The sequence below is a fragment of the Actinomycetospora sp. TBRC 11914 genome, assembly GCF_012933465.1.
Taxonomy (GTDB): Bacteria; Actinomycetota; Actinomycetes; order Mycobacteriales; family Pseudonocardiaceae; genus Actinomycetospora.
Genome location: NZ_JABBND010000004.1, coordinates 53,980 through 72,166 on the forward strand (window position 1 = coordinate 53,980; position 18,187 = coordinate 72,166).

Sequence of the window (18,187 nt, forward strand, 5' to 3'; positions counted from 1 at the left end):
TTCTCCCGGGGGTCGCGGTCCGTCAGCCGGCGGCCTTGGTGAAGACCGCCTCGTAGTCGTCGAGCACGGACTCGACACTGAACGCCTCGGTCGCGGCGGCGCGACCGGCGGCGGGGTCGGGCGGATCGTCCCGCAGGCGGGCGAGCCCGTCGCGCAGCGCGGTCACGTCGGCGGCCGGCACGACCGTCCCGAACCCCGTCCGCTGGACCGGCAGCCGGACGCCGGGGAGATCGCTCACCAGCGCCGGGACCCCCGCGAGCATCCCGACGACCTGGACGATCCCGAACGCCTCGAACGCGTTCACCGACGGGAGCGCGAACGCGTCGATCGAGGCGTAGAACTCCGCGAGCCGCTGGTCGGGCACGAAGCCGAGCAGGTCGATGCGGTCGTCGTCGCCCGCGTGGGTGCGCACCCGGTCCACCACGCTGCCTCCCGCCACCGACGCGTGCTCGCCGCCGATGAGCAGCCGCGCGTCCGGGTCGTCCAGGGCCAGGAAGGCGTCGACGAGGTGCTCGACGCCCTTCTCCTCGACGATCCGCCCCAGGAAGCCGACGTGGAAGCCGCGGCCGCGGCGGTAGGTCGGCTCGCCCGCGCCCACCGGGATGCACGGCGGCGGGATGGCGACCATGTTCGGGGCGATCACCGGCCAGAGCCGGCTACGGCGGGCGTAGTCCTCGGTGGACACGACGGTCGCCACCGAGCTCCGCAGGCCGGCCCGGCTGGACCGGTCGACGGCCTCCCGCTGGGCGACGTTGACGACGCCGGGCGGGAGGCTCACGTCGCAGTGGTAGGTCGAGACGACGGGGATCGGCGCGAGCCGGGTGAGCAGGCCGGCCTCGATGAGCGGCAGGTGCAGGTTCGCCACCCGGGAGCGGCGCATCTCGCGCAGCGCCATCCGTGTCAGGTTGACCCCGACGGTGCCCTTGCCCACCTTCGCCAATACCGGCGCCCGCACGACCCGCACCCCGTTGACGACGTCGTGGGTCGGCAGCGACGGATCGTGCTTGCTCGCGACCACGCACACCCGCCACCCCCGGGCGGCGAGCCCCTCGGCCACGTCCCGGGCGACGTTCGTCAGACCGGACACGTAGGGCGAGTAGTAGGTCAGGACGATGACCAGATCGTTCCGGACGGTCGGGTCCCTGCGCGCGATGGCCGTGCCTCCCGTGCTCGTCGTGTGGACGACCGTCGCCGGCCGAGCTCATCCGGGGCACCACGGTATCGCCTGACGGGATCGATCGAGTCACGCCCCGCAACGGTTCATCGGACAGAAGGGCACGATCCACGCACCGTCCGCCTCATGGGCCGCCCCACCACCGACGGTCCGTGCCCAGGCGAGCACGGCGTCCGGATCCGCCACCGCCGAGGGCACCACCACGATCGCCGACACGTGCCGCGCCGCGAGGTCGGCCCGCGCGGCCGCCACGTCCCCGCGCCCGCCGTCGGCGACGCCTCGCTGGAACGCGCCGATCTCCCCTTCGTAGAGCACCGGGGTGGTGGGGCTGCCGCCGATGAAGTAGCCGCCGGTCTGCCGGAACGAGTACCCGGCGAGGGCCTGCCAGCGCAGCGGGTCGCCGCCGCCCAGCCAGGCCTGCGACGGTCGCGGCACCATCTCGACGATCGGCGGCCCCCCGTCCGCCGCCGGCGGGCCGAGGCCCGGCGCACCGGCGGTGAAGAAGGCCGGCGCCCCGGGGTCGGTCGTGCGCTGGTCGTCGACCGGCACCCAGGTCACCGCCGCCGCGAGGACGAGCACGACGACGACCCCCCGCGCCACCGACCGCCAGCGGCCGACCCCGCCCCGGGTGAGGTGCTCGAGCGCCAGCGCCCACACCGTGACCACCCCGAGCGCCACGAACGGCGCCAGTCGGCCGGCCTCGGCCTGCCCGACCAGCGGCAGGTCCACCAGCACCCGCCACGGCAGCGCCACCCCGGTGTCGCGCCCGAGCACGGCGACGGAAGTACCCAGCGAGAGCACCCCGAGCAGGACCGTGACGACCGCCGCGGTCACGACCGGCCGCGAGCGCACGAGCACCACCGCGGCGAGGAACACCAGCAGCATCGCCACGCCCAGGTAGGAGCCCTGCTCGCCCGGGTAGGCCCGCAGGTGCGCGGCCAGCGCGCCGGTGCCCGGCCGGATCGCGGTGAGCGGCGAGGGCACGACGAGGTTGGCGGCGTCGGCACCCATGGTCAGCGCGTCGCGGATCGGGCCCCGCGGCCGGCTGGGCCCGCGCAGCAGCACCCACGCGGGCCAGGCGCAGAGCACGGCGACGACGACGGCCGCCGCGGCCACTGAGCGGGCCACGTCCGGCATCCGCCGCCACGCCGCGCGCGGCGCCGAGACCGCCAGCACGATGGCGACGACGACGAGCGCCACCGCCCCGAGCGCGACCGTCTGGGTGTAGAGCCCGACCTGCAGCGCCGCCGCCAGCCCCAGCAGCGCGCCGTCGCGCCAGGGCCGCGCGCGGCCCCCGTCGGGACCCCGCCCGGCGAACACCCGCACCGCCGCCCACAGCACCACCGGCGGGAACACCGACCACACGAGGTTCACGTGGCCCACCCAGGCGTGGGCGACCACGAACGGCGAGAAGCCGTACACCAATCCGGAGAGCGCGCTGATCCACCGCGGGCCGACGAGGGTGCGCAGCGCCCGGTGCGCGGCGTACGCGGAGACGACCGGGCCGAGGATCATCGCGACGTTGTCGGCGACGACCGGTCCGGCGGTCGCCGTGACCGGCGCGAGCAGCACCCCGAGCACCGGCACGCCGGTGTTCCACATGCCGTTGACGCCGTCGGGCGCGTCCTGCCAGGTGGAGGTCAGCGGGTCCAGGCCGTGGCCGAGCGCGTACGGGATCCAGCCCAGCCACCACGCGAACAACGACGAGTCCGAGGACACCCAGCCGGTCGCGCGCCCGGCCAGGTCGGCGAGGACCCGGTGGTACAGCAGCGCGGACGCGGCGAGGTAGGCGACGACGATCCCGAGCTCGGCCGCGACGCGGGCGCCGCGCCGGGGGCGCGGCGGCGTCGGGTCACCGACCGCGGGCGGCCGGGAGGTCGTCGAGGTCGTCACCGCCCGAGAATGTACGACGCGGGCACGGCTTCACCGAGCCGGAGCCGCCCGGTTGTTAGCGTCGCCCCCGCAGGCACGGACGCGAGACGGGAGCAACGGCGTGGGCGGAGGCACCGAGGACGGTGTCGACGCGTCCGACCCCGATCCCGGCGCCACCACCACGGCCGGCCTGCTGCTGCGCCGCCTGGTGCCGATGCGGTCCGGGCGGCTGGGCCCGCGGCGCCTCGTGCCCGTCCGGGCGAGCAGCGCCACCGAGACCGACGCCGAGGCCGACACCGGCACCGGCACCGACACCGGGCTCGACGCGGGCACCGAGCCCGTGACCGCCCGGCCGGACGCCGGGAACGGCCACGCCCCGGCCCCCGCCGAGGACGTCTTCACCCCCGACGACGACGTCCCGGACCACTGGGGCCCCGACGACTGGGGCCTCGACGGCCTGCTCGTCGCCCGGGTGGTCGCGGTGGCGTCCGCGCTGGTCGCCGTCGCGTGCGGGGTGCTGCTGCCGTTCGCGCCGGTGGTGCAGAACCACCCGGAGATCCGGTGGCCGCAGGACGCCACCCGGCCGCAGCCGACGATGCTGATGCTGACCGCCTACCAGCCGGAGTCGTTCTCGGCGCGGTTCAGCTGCCGGGCGGCCCGCGCGGCGGGCGCCACCCCGGACGGCTACGTCCTGACGACGATGTCGCCGGGCTCGTCGGACTTCGACAAGAAGGCGCTCACGGTGCGTGTCCGTGCCGGTGAGCTGACGGTGCGCAGCGCGGGGCAGGACATCGTCGCCGAGCGGCTGCCCCCGGGCGACTGCTCCTACGAGGTCGACGGCACCGCCGCCCGGGTGGCGGTGAGCCGCGACGGGGTCCCGCTGGGCCAGCTGACCCCTCGCTTCGGGGAGGCCGACCCGGACGAGGTCAAGAACATCCCGCCGGACTCGCAGCCCGCGCCCAAGCCGATCAGCGCGCTCCCCGACATCGACGCGCTGTCGAGCTCGCTCGCCGCCCTCCCCGGCGCGACCCCCGCGGACCTGTCGGTCAGCGTGCACCCCGACGACCGCTACGCCAGCTCGCCGACCTCGTTCAAGTCGGGACTGATCACCGCGACCGTCCTCGCCGTCGTGCTGGGCGGCCTCGCGACGACGGTGGCCATCTGGCTCGGCCGCCGCCGGCAGCGGTACCGCGGCGCCACGCAGGACGCCGCCCCCGACCGCGCGCCACCCGGCGAGGGGTCGCGCTGGGCGCCCCCGGAGTGGGCCCCGGCGTGGTGGGCCCGCATCGACGCGAAGGTCCTCGCCGCGCTCGGCCGCTTCCGGCCCCGCCTGGTCGATCCCGTCGTGATCCTCGCCCTGCTCTCCTGGCTCTATCTCGCCCCGCTGACCGACGACGACGGCTACTACTCGGCGATGGCCGCCGACGTCCCGTTCGCCGGCTACGTCCCGAACTACTACCAGCTCTACAACCAGGGCTTCACGCCGTTCTCCTGGCCGTACTACCTGCTCTCCTGGTGGCAGCAGGAGGCCGGCGTCTCCCCGGTCGCGCTGCGCGTGCCCGCCGTGGTCTGCGGGATCGTCACCTGGCTGGCGATCCGGGTCTTCGTGGCGCGCTGCCCGGGCGTGACGTTCCCGTGGCGCGACCACCGGTGGCTCGCGTCCGCGAGCCGGATCGTGCTCGCCGTCGCCTTCCTGGCGTGGTGGCTGCCCTACGACGTCGGCACCCGCCCCGAGCCCTACACCGCGGTGTTCGCGGCGCTGGCCCTCGCCGTCGTCGCCGAGGGCGTCGAGCGCGAGCGGATGGATCTCCTCGCCCTGGCGGTGGGCCTCGGCGGGATCGGGCTGATGACGGCGCCGACCGGGTTCATCTGCCTCGCGCCGCTGCTCGCCGCCGCCCCGAAGGCCTGGCGGGTGATCCGGGCGCGGTCGTCGCACTGGTGGGAGATCCCGCCGCGGTGGCTGGTGGTGATCGCGCCCGGGGCGCTCGGCGCGGTCGCCGGGTTCGCCGACGGCACCTACGGCGATTTCGTGCGGTCCCAGCAGATCTTCGCGCCGATCCAGCGGGCGCAGACCTGGTACCTGGAGTTCCAGCGGTACGCGAGTCTGCTCGACGAGACCTCGCGCTTCGGGACCTACGCCAAGCGCACCGCGGTGCTGCTCTGCCTGCTCGCGCTGGTCTGGTTCCTCGTCACCGCGGTGGTCGCCCGGGTCCGGGACCTCCCGGTGCCGCAGCGGCTGATGCTCTCGGGCTGGACGACGGTACTGGCGTTCGTGCTGCTGCTGCCGACGCCGAGCAAGCCCTCCCACCACTTCGGCGCGATCGCCGGGGTCGGTGCTCCCTTCCTCGCCCTCGTCCTGGTCGCCGGGCCGGGGCTGGTCCGGGCGTCGGTGCGCACGGTCCGCGCCCGCGAGGGCAAGGTGCCGGTCCCCGCCGTGCTCGCGTCGGCGGCCGCGGCGGTCGCGGTGATCGCGCTGGCGGGCCACGGCCGCAACCGCTGGGGCTTCATGTGGGGCCTCGGGATACCCTCCTGGCTGGACTACCCGTCGGTCAAGGGCTTCTTCTTCGACCAGCCGGTGTGGTGGGCCGTGCTGCTCGCGGTGCTCGCCCTCGGCGTCGCGCTAGTGACGACGTGGCGCGGGCGCGGCTGGCGGCCGTGGTCGCTGATGCTGGCCATCCCGGTGCTGTGCACCGTGGCGCTGGCCGCGAGCACCGGGCGCATGATCTCGGACTTCGCGCTGTCCGCGGTGCACACCACGCAGACGTACTCCCCCGCGGCCGACGCGTGGCAGGACCCGTCGGCCTCCCGGTGCGGCGCCGAGCGGGCGATCGACGTGCTCACCCCGCAGCGCACCCCGCTGCTCCCGCTGCGACCGCTGCCCCCGCCCGACGACGACGGGGGCGACCAGGACCAGGCGTTCCCCCGCGACGCCACCCTGCCCACCAGCCCGCCGCCGTCCGACCTCCCGCGCGGGCTGCCGGTGTGGGGGAGCTTCCGCGCGCCCTCGGAGGGCCGCTCCCCCGACGCGCGGACCGGGACGTTCACCAGCCCCTGGTTCCGGCTGCCCTCGGGACCGACCCGCGACGTCGCCCTCACCACGGAGGTCTCGGGCCGGCTGGGACAGGGCAACTCGCTGCGCCTGGAGTACGCGCGGGGCGACGGGAGCGGCGCCCCGCTCGGCGCGAGCACCGTCCGCGAGACCAGCGACGGCACCGACTGGCGCACCGTGGACATGACGAAGTCGCAGGTCCTGCCGCCCGACGCCACGCTCGTGCGGCTCGTCGCCACCGACACCACCACCGACGTCGGCGGCTGGCTCGCCTTCACCGCCCCGCTGGCCCAGCGGTGGGCCCCGATGACCACGGTGCTCCCGCGGGACAACACCTACACGGTGGCCTGGGAGAACGCGTTCCTCTTCCCCTGCATCCACCAGCCGATCCAGCAGAACGGGATCACCCAGACCATGGACGGGTTCCTCGGCTACGGGGAGACCGAGGGGTCGGCGCTGGCGGACTTCACCGCGAAGCCGGACAACGGCGGCATCGTCGGGAACGCCTATCGCGAGGCGACGGTGACCGAGCTGCGCACCCGCCTGCACGACTTCCCCGACGTCGACGACGACGTCTTCCTCATGCTCTTCGACCAGCCCTACCCGAGCGGGCGCTACACCCTCGTGCCCGGCTCCCGGGTGGTGTCCGGGGCCCAGCCGTAGGGCTCAGGCGCGCCGGAGCACGAACATCGACGACTCGCCGGTGCCGGGGCGCAGCAGCATCCGCCCGGCGACGAACTGCACGAACCCCGGGACGGCGTAGCGGGCCGCGTCGACGAGCTTCGGCAGCCGCGAGTACGGCACGTCCCAGAGCCCGTCGGTGCCCTCGCGCTCCACGTGGAACCCGTGCGCGCGCAGGAACGCGGCCCACTCGCCGTGCGGCTTGAGGTTGATGTGGGTGGGGTCGGCGAACCCCATCCAGCCGTCCCCGGCGAGCCGGCGGCCCCGGCCGGCGGGGTCGGGCATGACGACGAGGGCCTGCCCGCCCGGGCGCAGGATGCGCCGCCAGGTGCCCAGCACCTCGGTGGCGGTCGCGTCGTCGAGGTGCTCGAGCACGTGGATCGCGGTGAGGGCCCCGAAGCCGCCGGTGGGCAGCTCGTCGACGCTCGTGGTCACCGTCGCGCCGGGCGCGTTCGCGCGGGCGGTCGCGGCGCTGTACTCGGAGAGCTCGAAGCCCCAGGCCGGGCCCAGCGCGGAGAGCCGCCGCACGAGGTGCCCGGTGCCGCAGCCGAAGTCGAGATAGGGCCCGCCGTCGGTGTAGCGCGCGACGAGCCGGGTGTAGAGCCGCAGCGCGGGGCGGTCGCCGGCCTGGCCGTTCCCCGCGTAGTAGTCGGCGTCGTAGTGCTCGGCCGCGCCCTCGTGGCCGCCGGGCGCCTGTTCCGCACTCACGTCGCCGTCCCCTCCGTCACGATCCCGTCGGCCGCCGTGTGCGTGCGCAGCAGCAGCACGGCGCTCACCACCGCGCCCACGGCCGACCCGACGCCGAAGGCCACCTCCCCGGCCACCACGACGCCCGGCACGAGCCAGAACATCACCGCCGCCACCACGAGCCCCGCGAGCCAGCTCGCCGCCACGTCGACGTGCCGGTCGCGGGCGACGTGGACCTGGGTCACCACGACCAGGCCGACGTGGGCCAGCACCCCGGCGACGATCACCGCGAGCTGGGCGCCGGCGATCCGGTACTCCCCGCCGAACACCAGCGTGACGATCGGCGGGCCGAGCCACCAGGCCAGGGGCACCCCGACGACGGCGAGGCCGGCCAGCGCGGCCGCCCCCTTCCCGAGCAGCCGCAGCACCTGGCGTCGCCGGCCGGCCGCGAGGAGGCGCGTCAGGGTCGGCACCACCGCGGACTGGAGCGGCACCACCATCGACAGCGGCGCCTTGGCCAGGGTGAAGGCCGCGACGAAGACGCCGGCCGCGGCCTGGGCGCTGCCGTCGGCGAGCGCGACCACCACCACCGGCAGGCCGTTGAGCAGCAGCTGCGCGCACACCGACCCGACGAGCAGCGGCGTCGCCGTCCCCGCCAGCGCGCGCGTGCCGTGGCGGGCGGGGTCGGGCGCGACGACCGTGACCTCGCGCTCGGCGCGGCGCCACGCCGCGGGCAGCAGCGGCAGGTGGGCGGCGGCGATGGCCGCGACGAGCGCCCAGCAGTAGAGCGAGGCCTGCCGGCCGCCGACGACGAGCAGGACGACCGCGAGGCCCAGGCGCAGCAGCGCGTCGAGCACCATCACCGCGCCGTGACGCACGAGGCGGTCGGTGCCGATGAGCACCCCGCGCAGCAGGAACTGGCCGGCCGAGACCACGCAGAGGGCGACCAGGGCCCCGAACGCCCAGGGGTCACGGTCCAGCGAGCTGGCCACCACCGGCGAGGCCGCGAGCAGGACGACGAGGGCGAGCACCCCGAGCCCGGCCGCGGTGGCCGCCCCGGCGAGGAGCACCTGCCGTCGCGACTCGCGCAACGACAGCCGCCGCGCGAGCTCCTGCTCCAGCGGGAGGAACGGCCCGAAGCCCAGGACGAGCGCGAGAGCCCAGAAGGCGCCGAAGGTGGCGTACTCCGCCGGGGTCAGCGCCCGGGCGACCACCGCGAGGTAGACGTTGACCAGCAGGCCCGAGACGACGACGCCGATCCCCGCCGACCCGACCAGACGTCGGGCCCCCGGCCCGCGCGGGCGGGCCGCGGGCGAGGGGCCGGAGGGGTCGGTCGTCGCACTGATGGAACGACGATAGCGACACACCCCCGGCCGATCACCGCTCGCCCGGGTGCGCCGATTGGTGCACCATCCCGGTGAATACCGTGTCACTCCCCTGTGTGACTCACCCGGCGTGAAGGTACGGTGACGCTGTGTCCGTAGGGAAGGTCGTCGGCATCCTCGTGGCGATCCTCGTCGTCTTCTGGATCATCAGCTCCCCGACGACGGCGGCGCACACCGTCAACAACATCCTCGCCGACCTGGCGTCAGCCGGGGATTCGTTGATCACGTTCCTCCGCGGGATCGTCTAGAGCGTCGCGGCGGGGGCGCTCGGCGGGGGCGGGGTCGGCTGGTCCGCCGGGTCGTCGGCACCCGGCAGGTGCACGTCGGTGACGACGATGTTCAGCTCGGTGACCCGCACGCCCGCGATCTGCTCGACCGCCTCCGGCACGTGCCGGCGCAGCCCGCGCGTCAGCTCCCGGGCGCCCACGCCGTACTCGATCTCGACGTCCAGCCCGACCTTCGCGGTGTCGCCGTCGAGCTCGACCCGCACCCCGCCGACGTTCTCGGTGCTGCCGGTCAGGCTCTGGCGCACCGCCCCGATCGCGCGGGAGCCGGCCGCGCCGAGCGCCACCACGCCGGGGATCTCGCGGGCGGCGTAGGCCACGACCTTCTGCACGACGGCGGGCAGCACCTCGGTGCTCCCCGTGACCGGGGTCCCTCCGGGCAGCCCCCCTCCGGGCGGCGGGGGCGGTGTGGGCGGCACGGGCGGCGTCGGGGTGCTCATGGGGACTCTGTACCCGCTGCGGGGTCGGTCGCGTCACCCCTCGCCCGGACGGGCCGTCGTCGAGCGGCCAGGCGCAGGACGAGCGTGGCGAGCAGCGTCGCGACCACCGACGCCGCGACCACGCCGGTCTTCACGTGGTCGTCGGCCGGGGTGCCGGGGCCGAAGGCCAGCTCGCCGATGAGCAGCGACACGGTGAAGCCGATGCCGCCGAGCAGGGCCAGCCCCAGGACGTCGTACCAGCACAGCGACGCGTCGAGCTCGGCCCGGGTGAACCGGGAGACCAGCCACGTCGCCCCCGCCACGCCCACGGTCTTCCCGGCGACCAGGCCGACCAGCACCCCGAGCGTGACGGCGTCGCCCAGGGCGCCCCAACCCCCGGCGTCCGCGACCGACACCCCGGCGGCGAAGAAGGCGAACACCGGCACCGCGACCCCCGCAGAGAGCGGACGCCAGCGGTGCTCGAAGTGCTCGGCCAGCCCGGGACCGTCCCCGGGCGCCCGCCGGATCACCGGCACGGTGAAGCCCAGCAGCACGCCGGCCACCGTCGCGTGCACCCCGGACGCGTGGACCAGGGCCCAGGCGACGACGGCGAGGGGCAGCAGCAGCCACCACGAGCGGACCCGGCGCTGGACGAGGACCCCGAACAGCGCGATCGGGACCAGCGCGAGCAGCAGCGGCCCGACCGCGAGGTGCTCGGTGTAGACCACCGCGATGATCGTGATGGCGATGAGGTCGTCGACGACGGCGAGGGTCAGCAGGAACGTGCGCAGCGCGGTCGGGAGACCCCGCCCGATCACCGCGAGCACCGCGAGCGCGAAGGCGATGTCGGTGGCGGTGGGGACGGCCCAGCCGGGGACGGCCGCCGGATCGCCGAGGGTGACCAGCAGGTACAGCCCGGCGGGCACGGCCATCCCGCCGACGGCGGCCGCGACCGGCAGGACGGCGCGGGCCGGGTCGCGCAGGTCGCCCGCGACGAACTCGCGCTTGAGCTCGAGGCCGGCGACGAAGAAGAAGATCGCCAGCAGCCCGTCGGAGGCCCAGGCAGCGAGCGGGAGGTCCAGGTGCAGCGCGGCCGGGCCGACGGTGATCGCGCCGAGCGCGGTGTACGCGCCGCGCCAGGGCGAGTTCGACCAGGCCAGCGCCAGCACGGCGGCGCCGATGAGCAGCGCGCCCCCGACGGTCTCCCGGCGCAGCAGCTCGCCCAGCCGGGTCGACTCCCCGGGCGACGGCGGGACGAACAGCCGGCCCGTGCGGGTCCGGCGCAGCAGGTCCCGACGACGGCCGGCGCGGCGGGGGTCGGGCGTCACGGCGTCTCCGTGTTCTCCGGGGCGGGCGGCATCGTTCGCCGACCAGGCTTCCCGGCGCACCGTGGTGGAGTCTACGGGCGACCCGCGGCGCCCGGTGCTCCTGATCAACCACCCGGGCCGCCCCGCCCGCGCGAGGGGCACACCCAGCAGGCCCGGCCGCCCCCGGACCTGCCCAACGTGCTCCTGACCAACCACGCGGGCCGCCCCGCCCGCGCGAGGGGCACACCCAGCAGGCCCGGCCGCCGTCGAACCTGCCCCATGTACCCCTGATCAACCGGCCGGGTCGGCCAGCCGACCCGACGACACAGGGCGTAGTCCGGACCGGCCCTCGGTGCACCTGATCAAGCGCCCTCGGCCACCGAGGTCCGCACGAGGGCACACAAGGCAGCCCCAGTCGCCGCCGAACCTGCCCCACGTACCCCTGACCAACCACCCGGGCCGCCTCGCCCGCGCGAGGGGCACACCCAGCAGGCCCGGCCGCCCCCGGACCTGCCCAACGTGCTCCTGACCAACCACGCGGGCCGCCCCGCCCGCGCGAGGGGCACCTGAGGCAGCCCGACTCGCCGTCAGACCTGCCCCACGTACCCCTGATCACCCCGCCGCGCGCGTCAGGAGCAGGTGGCGTTCGGTCCCGGCAGGGTGAGGTCGGTGAGGTAGCGGTTGACCTGGTCGTCCACGCACGTGTCGCCCTGCCCGTACACCGTGTGCCCGTCGCCGCGGTGGGTCAGCAGCGCGGACCCGGGCAGGTGGGCCACCAGGTTCACGCTGTTCTGGTACGGCGTCGCCGGGTCGTTCGTGGTGCCGATGACGAGGACGGGGGCGAGCCCCTGCCCGGTCGGCGGCGTGAGCGGGTCCTGCGGGACGGGCCAGTCGGCGCAGGTCAGGCCGCTGACGAGCACGTTGCCGCTGAAGTGCGGCGCCCGCGTCTCGGCGGTGCGGGCCTGGGCCAGCACCTCCTGCTGGTTGCGCGGCCAGGAGCTGTCCAGGCAGGTGACGGCGTTGTAGGTGTCGGAGTTCGACCCCTCGAAGTACTTGGCGGCGAGGCGGCGGAAGGGGCCGCCGTCCCCGGAGTCGGCGGCCTTGAGCGCCTGGGCGAGCACCGGCCAGTTGCCCTTGGAGTACAGCGGCAGCACGACGCCGAGCTCGAGCAGCCCCGGGGAGAGCGGCGTCGTCCCGGCCACCGGGATGGGCGAGGCCTCCACGCGGGCGCGGACCCGGTCGAGCATCGCGATCGCGTCCGGGCCGGCCGGGCAGTCCGGCCGCGAGGCACAGTCGGCCGCGAACTGGTGCAGCGAGTTCTCGAAGCTCTCCGCCTGGCTCGGGTCGAGGCCGGGCAGGGTCACGTCGACGACGCCGTCGAGCACCATCGCGCGGACGCGCTGCGGGAACAGCTCGCCGTAGACCTGGCCGATCGAGGTCCCGTAGGAGTAGCCCAGGTAGCTGATCTGCTGCTGGCCGAGGGCGGTGCGCAGCGAGTCCATGTCGCGGGCGACGTCGCGGGTGCCGAGGTGGGGCAGCAGCTGGCGGTAGGCGTCGCCGCAGGACTGGTCGTAGCGCTCGACGGCCTGCGCGGTCTGCGCCTCGCCCGTGGGGTCGCCGGGGTCCGGGTCGCCGTAGTACGGGGTGTCCGGGCCGACCGGGCACTTGAGCGCCGTGCTGCGGCCGACGCCGCGGGGGTCGAAGCCGATCACGTCGAAGCGGTCGGCGACGGCGGCCGGGATCTGGCCGCTCTCCACGGTGTCGATCCCGGAGCCCCCGGGACCGCCGGGGTTGACCAGCAGCACGCCGATCTTGCGCGACTGGTCCTTGGCCGGCTGGAGCACGATGCCGATCCCGATCGTCGGGCCGGTCGGGTTCGCGTAGTCCACCGGCACCGTGACCGTCGCGCACTGGAACGCGCCGTCGCAGGGCACGAACCGCGCCGGGGCGCCGACGGGGCTCGGCGGCGGGGCCGGGGCCGGCGTGGTGCTCGTCGACGACCCGGTCTGCAGGGCCGGCAGCGACGACACGCTCCCGCAGCCGGCCACCAGCACGGCGGCCGCGAGGGCCCCGACGGCGGCCCACGACCTGCGCCGTGGCCGCACCGTTCGTCGTCCCATCCCGCCCCCGACCGCCACCTGCCCGACATGACTGCGTGCCGGGGCCACCGCGGCGGAACCCGACCGTTCGGGGCATCTTGCCGGTACCGGGCGTGGGCAGGCCGTGCAGCCCCTTCTGCGGGCGCGCGCGGATGGCTACCGTCGGCCCATGGACGAGCCCGACCTGGTGCTGGTTCCGGCGCTGGTGGGGCTCCCGGCCGCCGAGGCGCACGAGATGGCGATCTCCGCCCGCGTGGTGGCGGTCGATCCGGACCCCGACACCCCGCCGACCGTGAGCGGCACCGTCACCGCCCAGCAGCCGCTGGCCGGCCTCCGGGTGCCCGCGGGCGACCCGGTGACGATCTGGGTGGAGCCCGACGACGACGGCGGCGGCAACATGCCCCGGCTGCAGCCCGACGAGCCGCTCGACGGGGCCGGCGCGAACACCTGACCGGGTCGGGCGTGCCCGCACCGGGCACCCGGGCGCATGAGGATCGGCTACAAGCTCATCGCCGAGGGCTACGGGCCCACCGAGATGGTCCGGCAGTGCGTGCTCGCGGAACAGGCGGGGTTCGACTTCGTCGAGATCTCCGACCACTTCCACCCGTGGGTCTCCGAGCAGCAGCACTCCGGGTTCGCCTGGTCGATGCTCGCCGCGATGGCCGCGAGGACCGAGCGCATCGAGCTCGCGACCGGCGTCACCTGCCCCTTCATCCGCTACCACCCGGCGGTGATCGCCCAGGCCGCGGCGACGACGCAGCTCCTCGCCGAGGGGCGCTTCACGCTCGGCGTCGGCGCGGGCGAGCGGCTCAACGAGCACGTGGTCGGGCAGGGCTGGCCGGCCGTGCACGTCCGCCACGAGATGTTCCGGGAGTCGCTCGAGATCATCCGACTGCTCTGGCAGGGGGGCTACCGGAACTACGAGGGGAAGCACCTCACGCTCGAGGACGCCCGGGTCTTCGACCTCCCGGAGACCCTGCCGAAGATCGTCGTCGCGGCGGGCGGGCCGCGGGCCGCCGCCCTCGCCGGCGAGCTCGGCGACGGCCTGTTCGTCACCGAGCCGCGGGCCGACCTCGTCGAGGCCTACGGGAAGGCCGGCGGCGACGGGCCGCGCTACGCCGAGGTGCCGCTGGCCTACGCCGCCACCGCGCAGGAGGCCGCGCAGAGCGCCCGCGACCTCTTCCGGTTCGGGCTGACCGGGTGGAAGGTGCAGGCGGAACTGCCCAACCCGGTCAACTTCGACGCCGCCACGTCCTGGGTGACCCCGGAGCACATGCGGGAGGCCTTCGGCTGCGGGCCGGACACCGCGACGCACGTCGAGAGCGCCCGCCCGTTCGCCGATGCCGGCTACGACCACCTGGCGCTGATCAACGCGGGACCGGACGTCGACGGGTTCTTCGAGCACGCGCGCGGCGAGCTGATCGGGGCGCTGCGCGAGCTGTAGCCCACCGGCGTCGCCGGGTCGGTCCCCTCCCCCCGGGGGGACCGGCCCGACGACTCCCGGGGGCGACCGCTCGGCAAACCGGGCGGTCTGCCCGTGAGGAGTGTGCCGTGTCCGGGCCACCGTGAGGCACTCGTGAACGCCCCAGATCCGTTCGGCGGTCCGTTGCACGCGACGAGCGTGGGTCCCGACCCCGGCCGGAGGCCGCCGTCCGGCCCTCGGCGACCACCCGGGTGACCCACACCGGGCGCCGTCCCCCAGACGCCGGTCACACCGGCGTCACCCGTAACCTGGCCTGCGATGGAGACGAGGAGGGGGAGGACCACCGGATGACCGTGGCCTCCCCGTACACCGATCCGCGCGAGACCCCGGGCAGGGACGAGAGGACCGACGGCGAGGGCACCCCGGCGGGCGAGGCCCGCCGTCGTCGGACGTTCGCCGTCATCTCCCACCCGGACGCCGGCAAGTCGACGCTCACCGAGGCGCTGGCGCTGCACGCCGAGGTGATCTCCGCGGCGGGCGCGGTCCACGGGAAGGGCGGGCGCAAGGGCGTCACGTCCGACTGGATGGACATGGAGCGCGAGCGCGGCATCTCGGTGACCTCCGCGGTGCTGCAGTTCGCCTACCGCGGCCACGTCGTCAACCTGCTCGACACCCCCGGCCACGGCGACTTCTCCGAGGACACCTACCGCGTGCTGGCCGCCGTCGACGCCGCGGTGATGCTGCTCGACGCCGCGCGCGGCCTCGAGCCGCAGACCCTCAAGCTCTTCGACGTCTGCCGGGCGCGCGGCGTGCCGGTGCTGACGTTCGTCAACAAGTGGGACCGTCCCGGCCGCGAGCCGCTGGAGCTGGTCGACGAGGTCGAGCAGCGGATCGGGCTGCGGCCGATGCCCATCACCTGGCCGGTCGGCATCGCCGGCGACTTCCACGGCCTCGTCGAACGGGCCGACGGCACCATGCGCCGGTTCACCCGCACCGCCCACGGTGCGTCGCGGGCCACCGAGGAGATCCTCGACGCCGACCGGGCCGCCGCCGAGGAGGGCGTCGACTGGGAGCGCGCCACCGAGGAGCTGGAGCTGCTCGAGGAGATCGGCGCCGACTTCGACGCCGAGGCCTTCCACGCGGGCACCGCCACCCCGGTGATGTTCGGCGCCGCGCTCTCCAACATCGGCGTCGCCCGGCTGCTCGACGCGCTCGTGGACCTCGCGCCGCCGCCGGCGCCGCGCCCCTCGGCGGCCGGCGAGGCCCGGCCGATCGACGCGCCGTTCTCCGGGCTGGTCTTCAAGGTGCAGGCCTCGATGGACAAGTCCCACCGCGACCGGGTCGCCTTCGTGCGGGTCTGCTCCGGGCGGTTCGAGCGCGGCATGGTGCTCACCCACGACGCCACCGGCCGCCCGTTCGCCACCAAGTACGCGCAGGCGATGTTCGGACGCGACCGCTCGACGATCGACGAGGCCTTCCCCGGCGACATCGTCGGCCTGGTCAACGCCACCGCGCTGCGGCCCGGCGACACGCTCTGGGCGCAGGACCCGGTCACGTTCCCGACGATCCCCAGCTTCGCGCCCGAGCACTTCTCGGTGGTGCGGGTGGCCGACGCCTCGAAGACCAAGCAGTTCCGCCGCGGCATCGAACAGCTCGACTCCGAGGGCGTCATCCAGGTGCTCTCCTCCGACCTGCGCGGGGACCAGGCGCCCGTGCTCGCCGCGGTCGGGCCGCTGCAGTTCGAGGTGGTCACCGCCCGCCTCGCCGACGAGTTCTCCGCGCCGGTGCGCCTCGAGCGGCTCGACTACTCGCTGGCGCGCCGTACCGACGCGGCCGGGGCGGAGGCGCTCAAGGGGTCGATCGGCATCGAGGTGCTCACCCGCCGCGCCGACGGCGTGCTGCTCGCGCTCTTCCCGCACAAGTGGCGGCTGCAGGCGGTGGTGCAGAACCAGCCCGACCTCGTGCTCGAGCCGCTGATCGCCGAGGGAGCCGCCCCGTGAGGACCACGACCGGTCGGACGCACGGCCTGCTGGGCCTCGCGGTGTCGGTCCTGCTGGTGGCCGGCGTCGTCGTCGGCTGCTCGTCGGACGGTAGCTCCTCGGGCGGCTCGTCCGGCGCCGCCGCGACCGGTGCCCCGCCCGCCCTCACCGACGCCCCCGACCCGGCGTCCGTGCCGGCGCCGATCTGGCAGGCGAACCTCTCGGGGCCGAACCCGCTGGGCAACTTCCGGGACACGCCGTACAACAACGACGGCGCCCCCGCGCCCTCGATCGTCGACGCGCCGGACGTGTCCGGCGCGAAGGCCGTCCGCTACACGGTGCCCGGCGGCGGCAAGCGCACCGAGCTCGAGCCGCAGATCCCGCCCTACCGCGAGGGCGACGACGGCTACTTCGGGTTCGCGTGGTTCCTGCCGGACGACTTCCCGGTCAACGCCGACGGGTGGCAGGTCGTGGCCCAGTGGAAGAACGAGGGCGAGGGCAGCCCGCCGATCGAGGTCAAGGTCGACCACGGCCAGTTCGTCCTCGACGGCGGCGCCGGGGGCGACGACCCGGGGCAGAACTACTTCTCGGTGCCCATCGGCCCGGCCATCACCGGCCAGCAGACCGACGTGGTGCTGCACATCCACTTCTCGACCGACTCGTCGAAGGCCCTGGTCGACGTGTGGATGAACGGGCAGAAGCGCATCGACTCCTACCGCCCGCCCGGCGGCACCCGGTACTCGAGCGACGACTCCTACCTCAAGACCGGCATCTACCGGGACACCGCGATCAACCAGACCGCGGTGCTCTACCTCGTCGACGCCCGCGTGGCCACCGGCTACGACTCGGCCGCCGCGCTGGTGGGGCCGCGGAGCTGAGCCTCCCGGCTCAGTGGCGGACGGCGGGCGGCAGGCCCCGGGGCGGCAGCGCCGCGTTGATGATGCGGCTCATGCCCTCCGGGTCCTCGACCTCGACGACGACGCGGTGGAAGGGCACGCCGCGCAGGTAGATCGCGAGCAGCGTGGTGGCCGCGTGGACCATCCACAGCTGGCGGCGCTCCCCGACGCCGTAGGCCCCGGCACGCAGCACCCCCGGGACCGAGATGCCGGGCAGGTGGACCCGCGGGCTGGCGGCCACGGCGTCGCGGCGCGGCAGCGTCCGCGCGCCGAGCACCCGGTCGATCGGCAGGAAGACCCCGCCCCGGCAGGCGTACACCTTGTCCCGCCCGCTGAAGCGCAGCAGGACACCGTGCTCGGTCACCCTGGTGTGCACAGCCATCGCGCGGCCCCCTCCCCGCTGTGCGCCCGACGGTCCGCCCCCGCCCCGTCGTTCACACGGGACGCGGCTCACTCCCCACGGTCGGTCCGGGACGACGACTGCTCGTACGCCTGCTCCGCCGCGCGCCGGGCGTCGTCGTAGCCCTTCTTCACGGCGTCCTGCCCGTCGTCGTGGGCCTCCGCGACCGCCTGCTCGGCGGCCTTGGCGGCGTCGGCGAGGGCACGCTCGGCCTCGGCGGCCGTGGCGGCGAGGTCGGGCCCCGCGTCCGTCCCGGCCGGGGTACCCGGGCTCGAGGTCGTGTCGTCGGTGCCGGCCGGGGCCGCGTCGCGGTGCCGGGCGCCGGAGGGCTCGTCCTCGCTCGTCCGCGGCCCCGTCGAGGGGGTCGGAGTCGATGAAGTCACTGCGCGTCTCCGTGGCTCGGGGTCCGACGCCGCCGTCCAGCGCAACCGGTTGCGCCTCGACCGCCCCGGACAGGGTGCGTCGGGCCAGCATGGCACCTCCACGCCGCTCCGGCGCCAGGGGGCCCGCCCCGGATACCGCTCGGCGCACG

15 protein-coding genes are annotated in these 18,187 nt (G+C 75.3%); 6 read left to right on the forward strand and 9 right to left on the reverse strand.

All coding sequences use genetic code 11. From position 1 onward, the window contains the following. Positions 1 to 22: 22 nt before the first annotated feature. Complete coding sequence (locus HH311_RS09820) at positions 23 to 1,087, reverse strand: glycosyltransferase family 4 protein (protein WP_312030049.1); 1,065 nt, start codon at positions 1,085 to 1,087, stop codon at positions 23 to 25. 156 nt (positions 1,088 to 1,243) lie between these two features. Then, positions 1,244 to 3,067: a hypothetical protein gene (locus HH311_RS09825; protein WP_169183473.1), complete on the reverse strand. Its 1,824-nt coding sequence runs from the start codon at positions 3,065 to 3,067 to the stop codon at positions 1,244 to 1,246. 100 nt (positions 3,068 to 3,167) lie between these two features. Between HH311_RS09825 and HH311_RS09830 the strand changes: the two genes are divergently transcribed. Further along, complete coding sequence (locus HH311_RS09830) at positions 3,168 to 6,758, forward strand: arabinosyltransferase domain-containing protein (RefSeq protein WP_169183474.1); 3,591 nt, start codon at positions 3,168 to 3,170, stop codon at positions 6,756 to 6,758. Positions 6,759 to 6,761: 3 nt separating this feature from the next. On the opposite strand, the gene HH311_RS09835 is transcribed toward HH311_RS09830, so the two are convergent. Both HH311_RS09835 and HH311_RS09840 read right to left on the reverse strand, forming a co-directional pair. Further along, the gene (locus HH311_RS09835; protein WP_169183475.1) at positions 6,762 to 7,484 is read right to left on the reverse strand and encodes a class I SAM-dependent methyltransferase; all 723 of its coding nucleotides are present in this window, start codon (positions 7,482 to 7,484) and stop codon (positions 6,762 to 6,764) included. Next, positions 7,481 to 8,830 (reverse strand): hypothetical protein, encoded by a 1,350-nt coding sequence (locus HH311_RS09840; RefSeq protein WP_169183476.1) that lies wholly within the window; start codon positions 8,828 to 8,830, stop codon positions 7,481 to 7,483. Before HH311_RS09840 ends, HH311_RS09835 begins: the two co-directional genes overlap by 4 nt. Positions 8,831 to 8,937: 107 nt before the next feature. Between HH311_RS09840 and HH311_RS09845 the strand changes: the two genes are divergently transcribed. After that, entirely contained in the window at positions 8,938 to 9,096 is a 159-nt protein-coding gene (locus HH311_RS09845; protein ID WP_169183477.1) for a hypothetical protein, read from the forward strand. Here HH311_RS09845 and HH311_RS09850 read toward each other — a convergent pair. The 3 genes from HH311_RS09850 to HH311_RS09860 form a co-directional block, all read right to left on the reverse strand. Beyond that, complete coding sequence (locus HH311_RS09850; protein WP_169183478.1) at positions 9,093 to 9,572, reverse strand: Asp23/Gls24 family envelope stress response protein; 480 nt, start codon at positions 9,570 to 9,572, stop codon at positions 9,093 to 9,095. The genes HH311_RS09845 and HH311_RS09850 overlap by 4 nt on opposite strands. After that, on the reverse strand, positions 9,569 to 10,837 hold the full coding sequence (gene nhaA, locus HH311_RS09855) for a Na+/H+ antiporter NhaA (protein WP_211190078.1): 1,269 nt from the start codon (positions 10,835 to 10,837) through the stop codon (positions 9,569 to 9,571). Before nhaA ends, HH311_RS09850 begins: the two co-directional genes overlap by 4 nt. Before the next feature lie 650 nt (positions 10,838 to 11,487). After that, complete coding sequence (locus HH311_RS09860) at positions 11,488 to 12,978, reverse strand: alpha/beta hydrolase (RefSeq protein ID WP_169183479.1); 1,491 nt, start codon at positions 12,976 to 12,978, stop codon at positions 11,488 to 11,490. Between the two features lie 148 nt (positions 12,979 to 13,126). On the opposite strand from HH311_RS09860, the gene HH311_RS09865 reads away from it, so the two are divergent. From HH311_RS09865 to HH311_RS09880, 4 genes are all read left to right on the forward strand, one after another. After that, a complete protein-coding gene (locus HH311_RS09865; protein WP_169183480.1) occupies positions 13,127 to 13,408 on the forward strand; it encodes a PASTA domain-containing protein in 282 nt (93 codons plus the stop codon). A 36-nt stretch (positions 13,409 to 13,444) separates the two neighbouring features. Then, positions 13,445 to 14,401 (forward strand): TIGR03557 family F420-dependent LLM class oxidoreductase, encoded by a 957-nt coding sequence (locus HH311_RS09870; RefSeq protein WP_169183481.1) that lies wholly within the window; start codon positions 13,445 to 13,447, stop codon positions 14,399 to 14,401. 326 nt (positions 14,402 to 14,727) lie between these two features. Continuing rightward, the gene (locus tag HH311_RS09875; protein ID WP_211190056.1) at positions 14,728 to 16,380 is read left to right on the forward strand and encodes a peptide chain release factor 3; all 1,653 of its coding nucleotides are present in this window, start codon (positions 14,728 to 14,730) and stop codon (positions 16,378 to 16,380) included. Next, positions 16,377 to 17,237 (forward strand): polysaccharide lyase, encoded by an 861-nt coding sequence (locus HH311_RS09880; RefSeq protein ID WP_169183482.1) that lies wholly within the window; start codon positions 16,377 to 16,379, stop codon positions 17,235 to 17,237. The genes HH311_RS09875 and HH311_RS09880 overlap by 4 nt, the downstream gene beginning before the upstream one ends. A gap of 10 nt (positions 17,238 to 17,247) precedes the next feature. Here the strand turns inward: HH311_RS09880 and HH311_RS09885 are convergent, their stop codons facing one another. After that, positions 17,248 to 17,637: a hypothetical protein gene (locus HH311_RS09885; protein WP_169183483.1), complete on the reverse strand. Its 390-nt coding sequence runs from the start codon at positions 17,635 to 17,637 to the stop codon at positions 17,248 to 17,250. Positions 17,638 to 17,705: 68 nt separating this feature from the next. Then, positions 17,706 to 18,038, reverse strand: coding sequence for a hypothetical protein (locus HH311_RS09890; RefSeq protein ID WP_169183484.1), 333 nt, complete (start codon positions 18,036 to 18,038; stop codon positions 17,706 to 17,708). Between the last annotated feature and the right edge of the window lie 149 nt (positions 18,039 to 18,187).

Bases quoted from the DNA above. Each gene is read 5' to 3' on its own strand.
- HH311_RS09850 (WP_169183478.1), bottom strand. From the start codon at position 9,572: ATGAGCACCCCGACGCCGCCCGTGCCGCCCACACCGCCCCCGCCGCCC.
- HH311_RS09860 (WP_169183479.1), bottom strand. From the start codon at position 12,978: ATGGGACGACGAACGGTGCGGCCACGGCGCAGGTCGTGGGCCGCCGTC.
- HH311_RS09865 (WP_169183480.1), top strand. From the start codon at position 13,127: ATGGACGAGCCCGACCTGGTGCTGGTTCCGGCGCTGGTGGGGCTCCCG.
- HH311_RS09870 (WP_169183481.1), top strand. From the start codon at position 13,445: ATGAGGATCGGCTACAAGCTCATCGCCGAGGGCTACGGGCCCACCGAG.
- HH311_RS09875 (WP_211190056.1), top strand. From the start codon at position 14,728: ATGACCGTGGCCTCCCCGTACACCGATCCGCGCGAGACCCCGGGCAGG.
- HH311_RS09885 (WP_169183483.1), bottom strand. From the start codon at position 17,637: ATGGCTGTGCACACCAGGGTGACCGAGCACGGTGTCCTGCTGCGCTTC.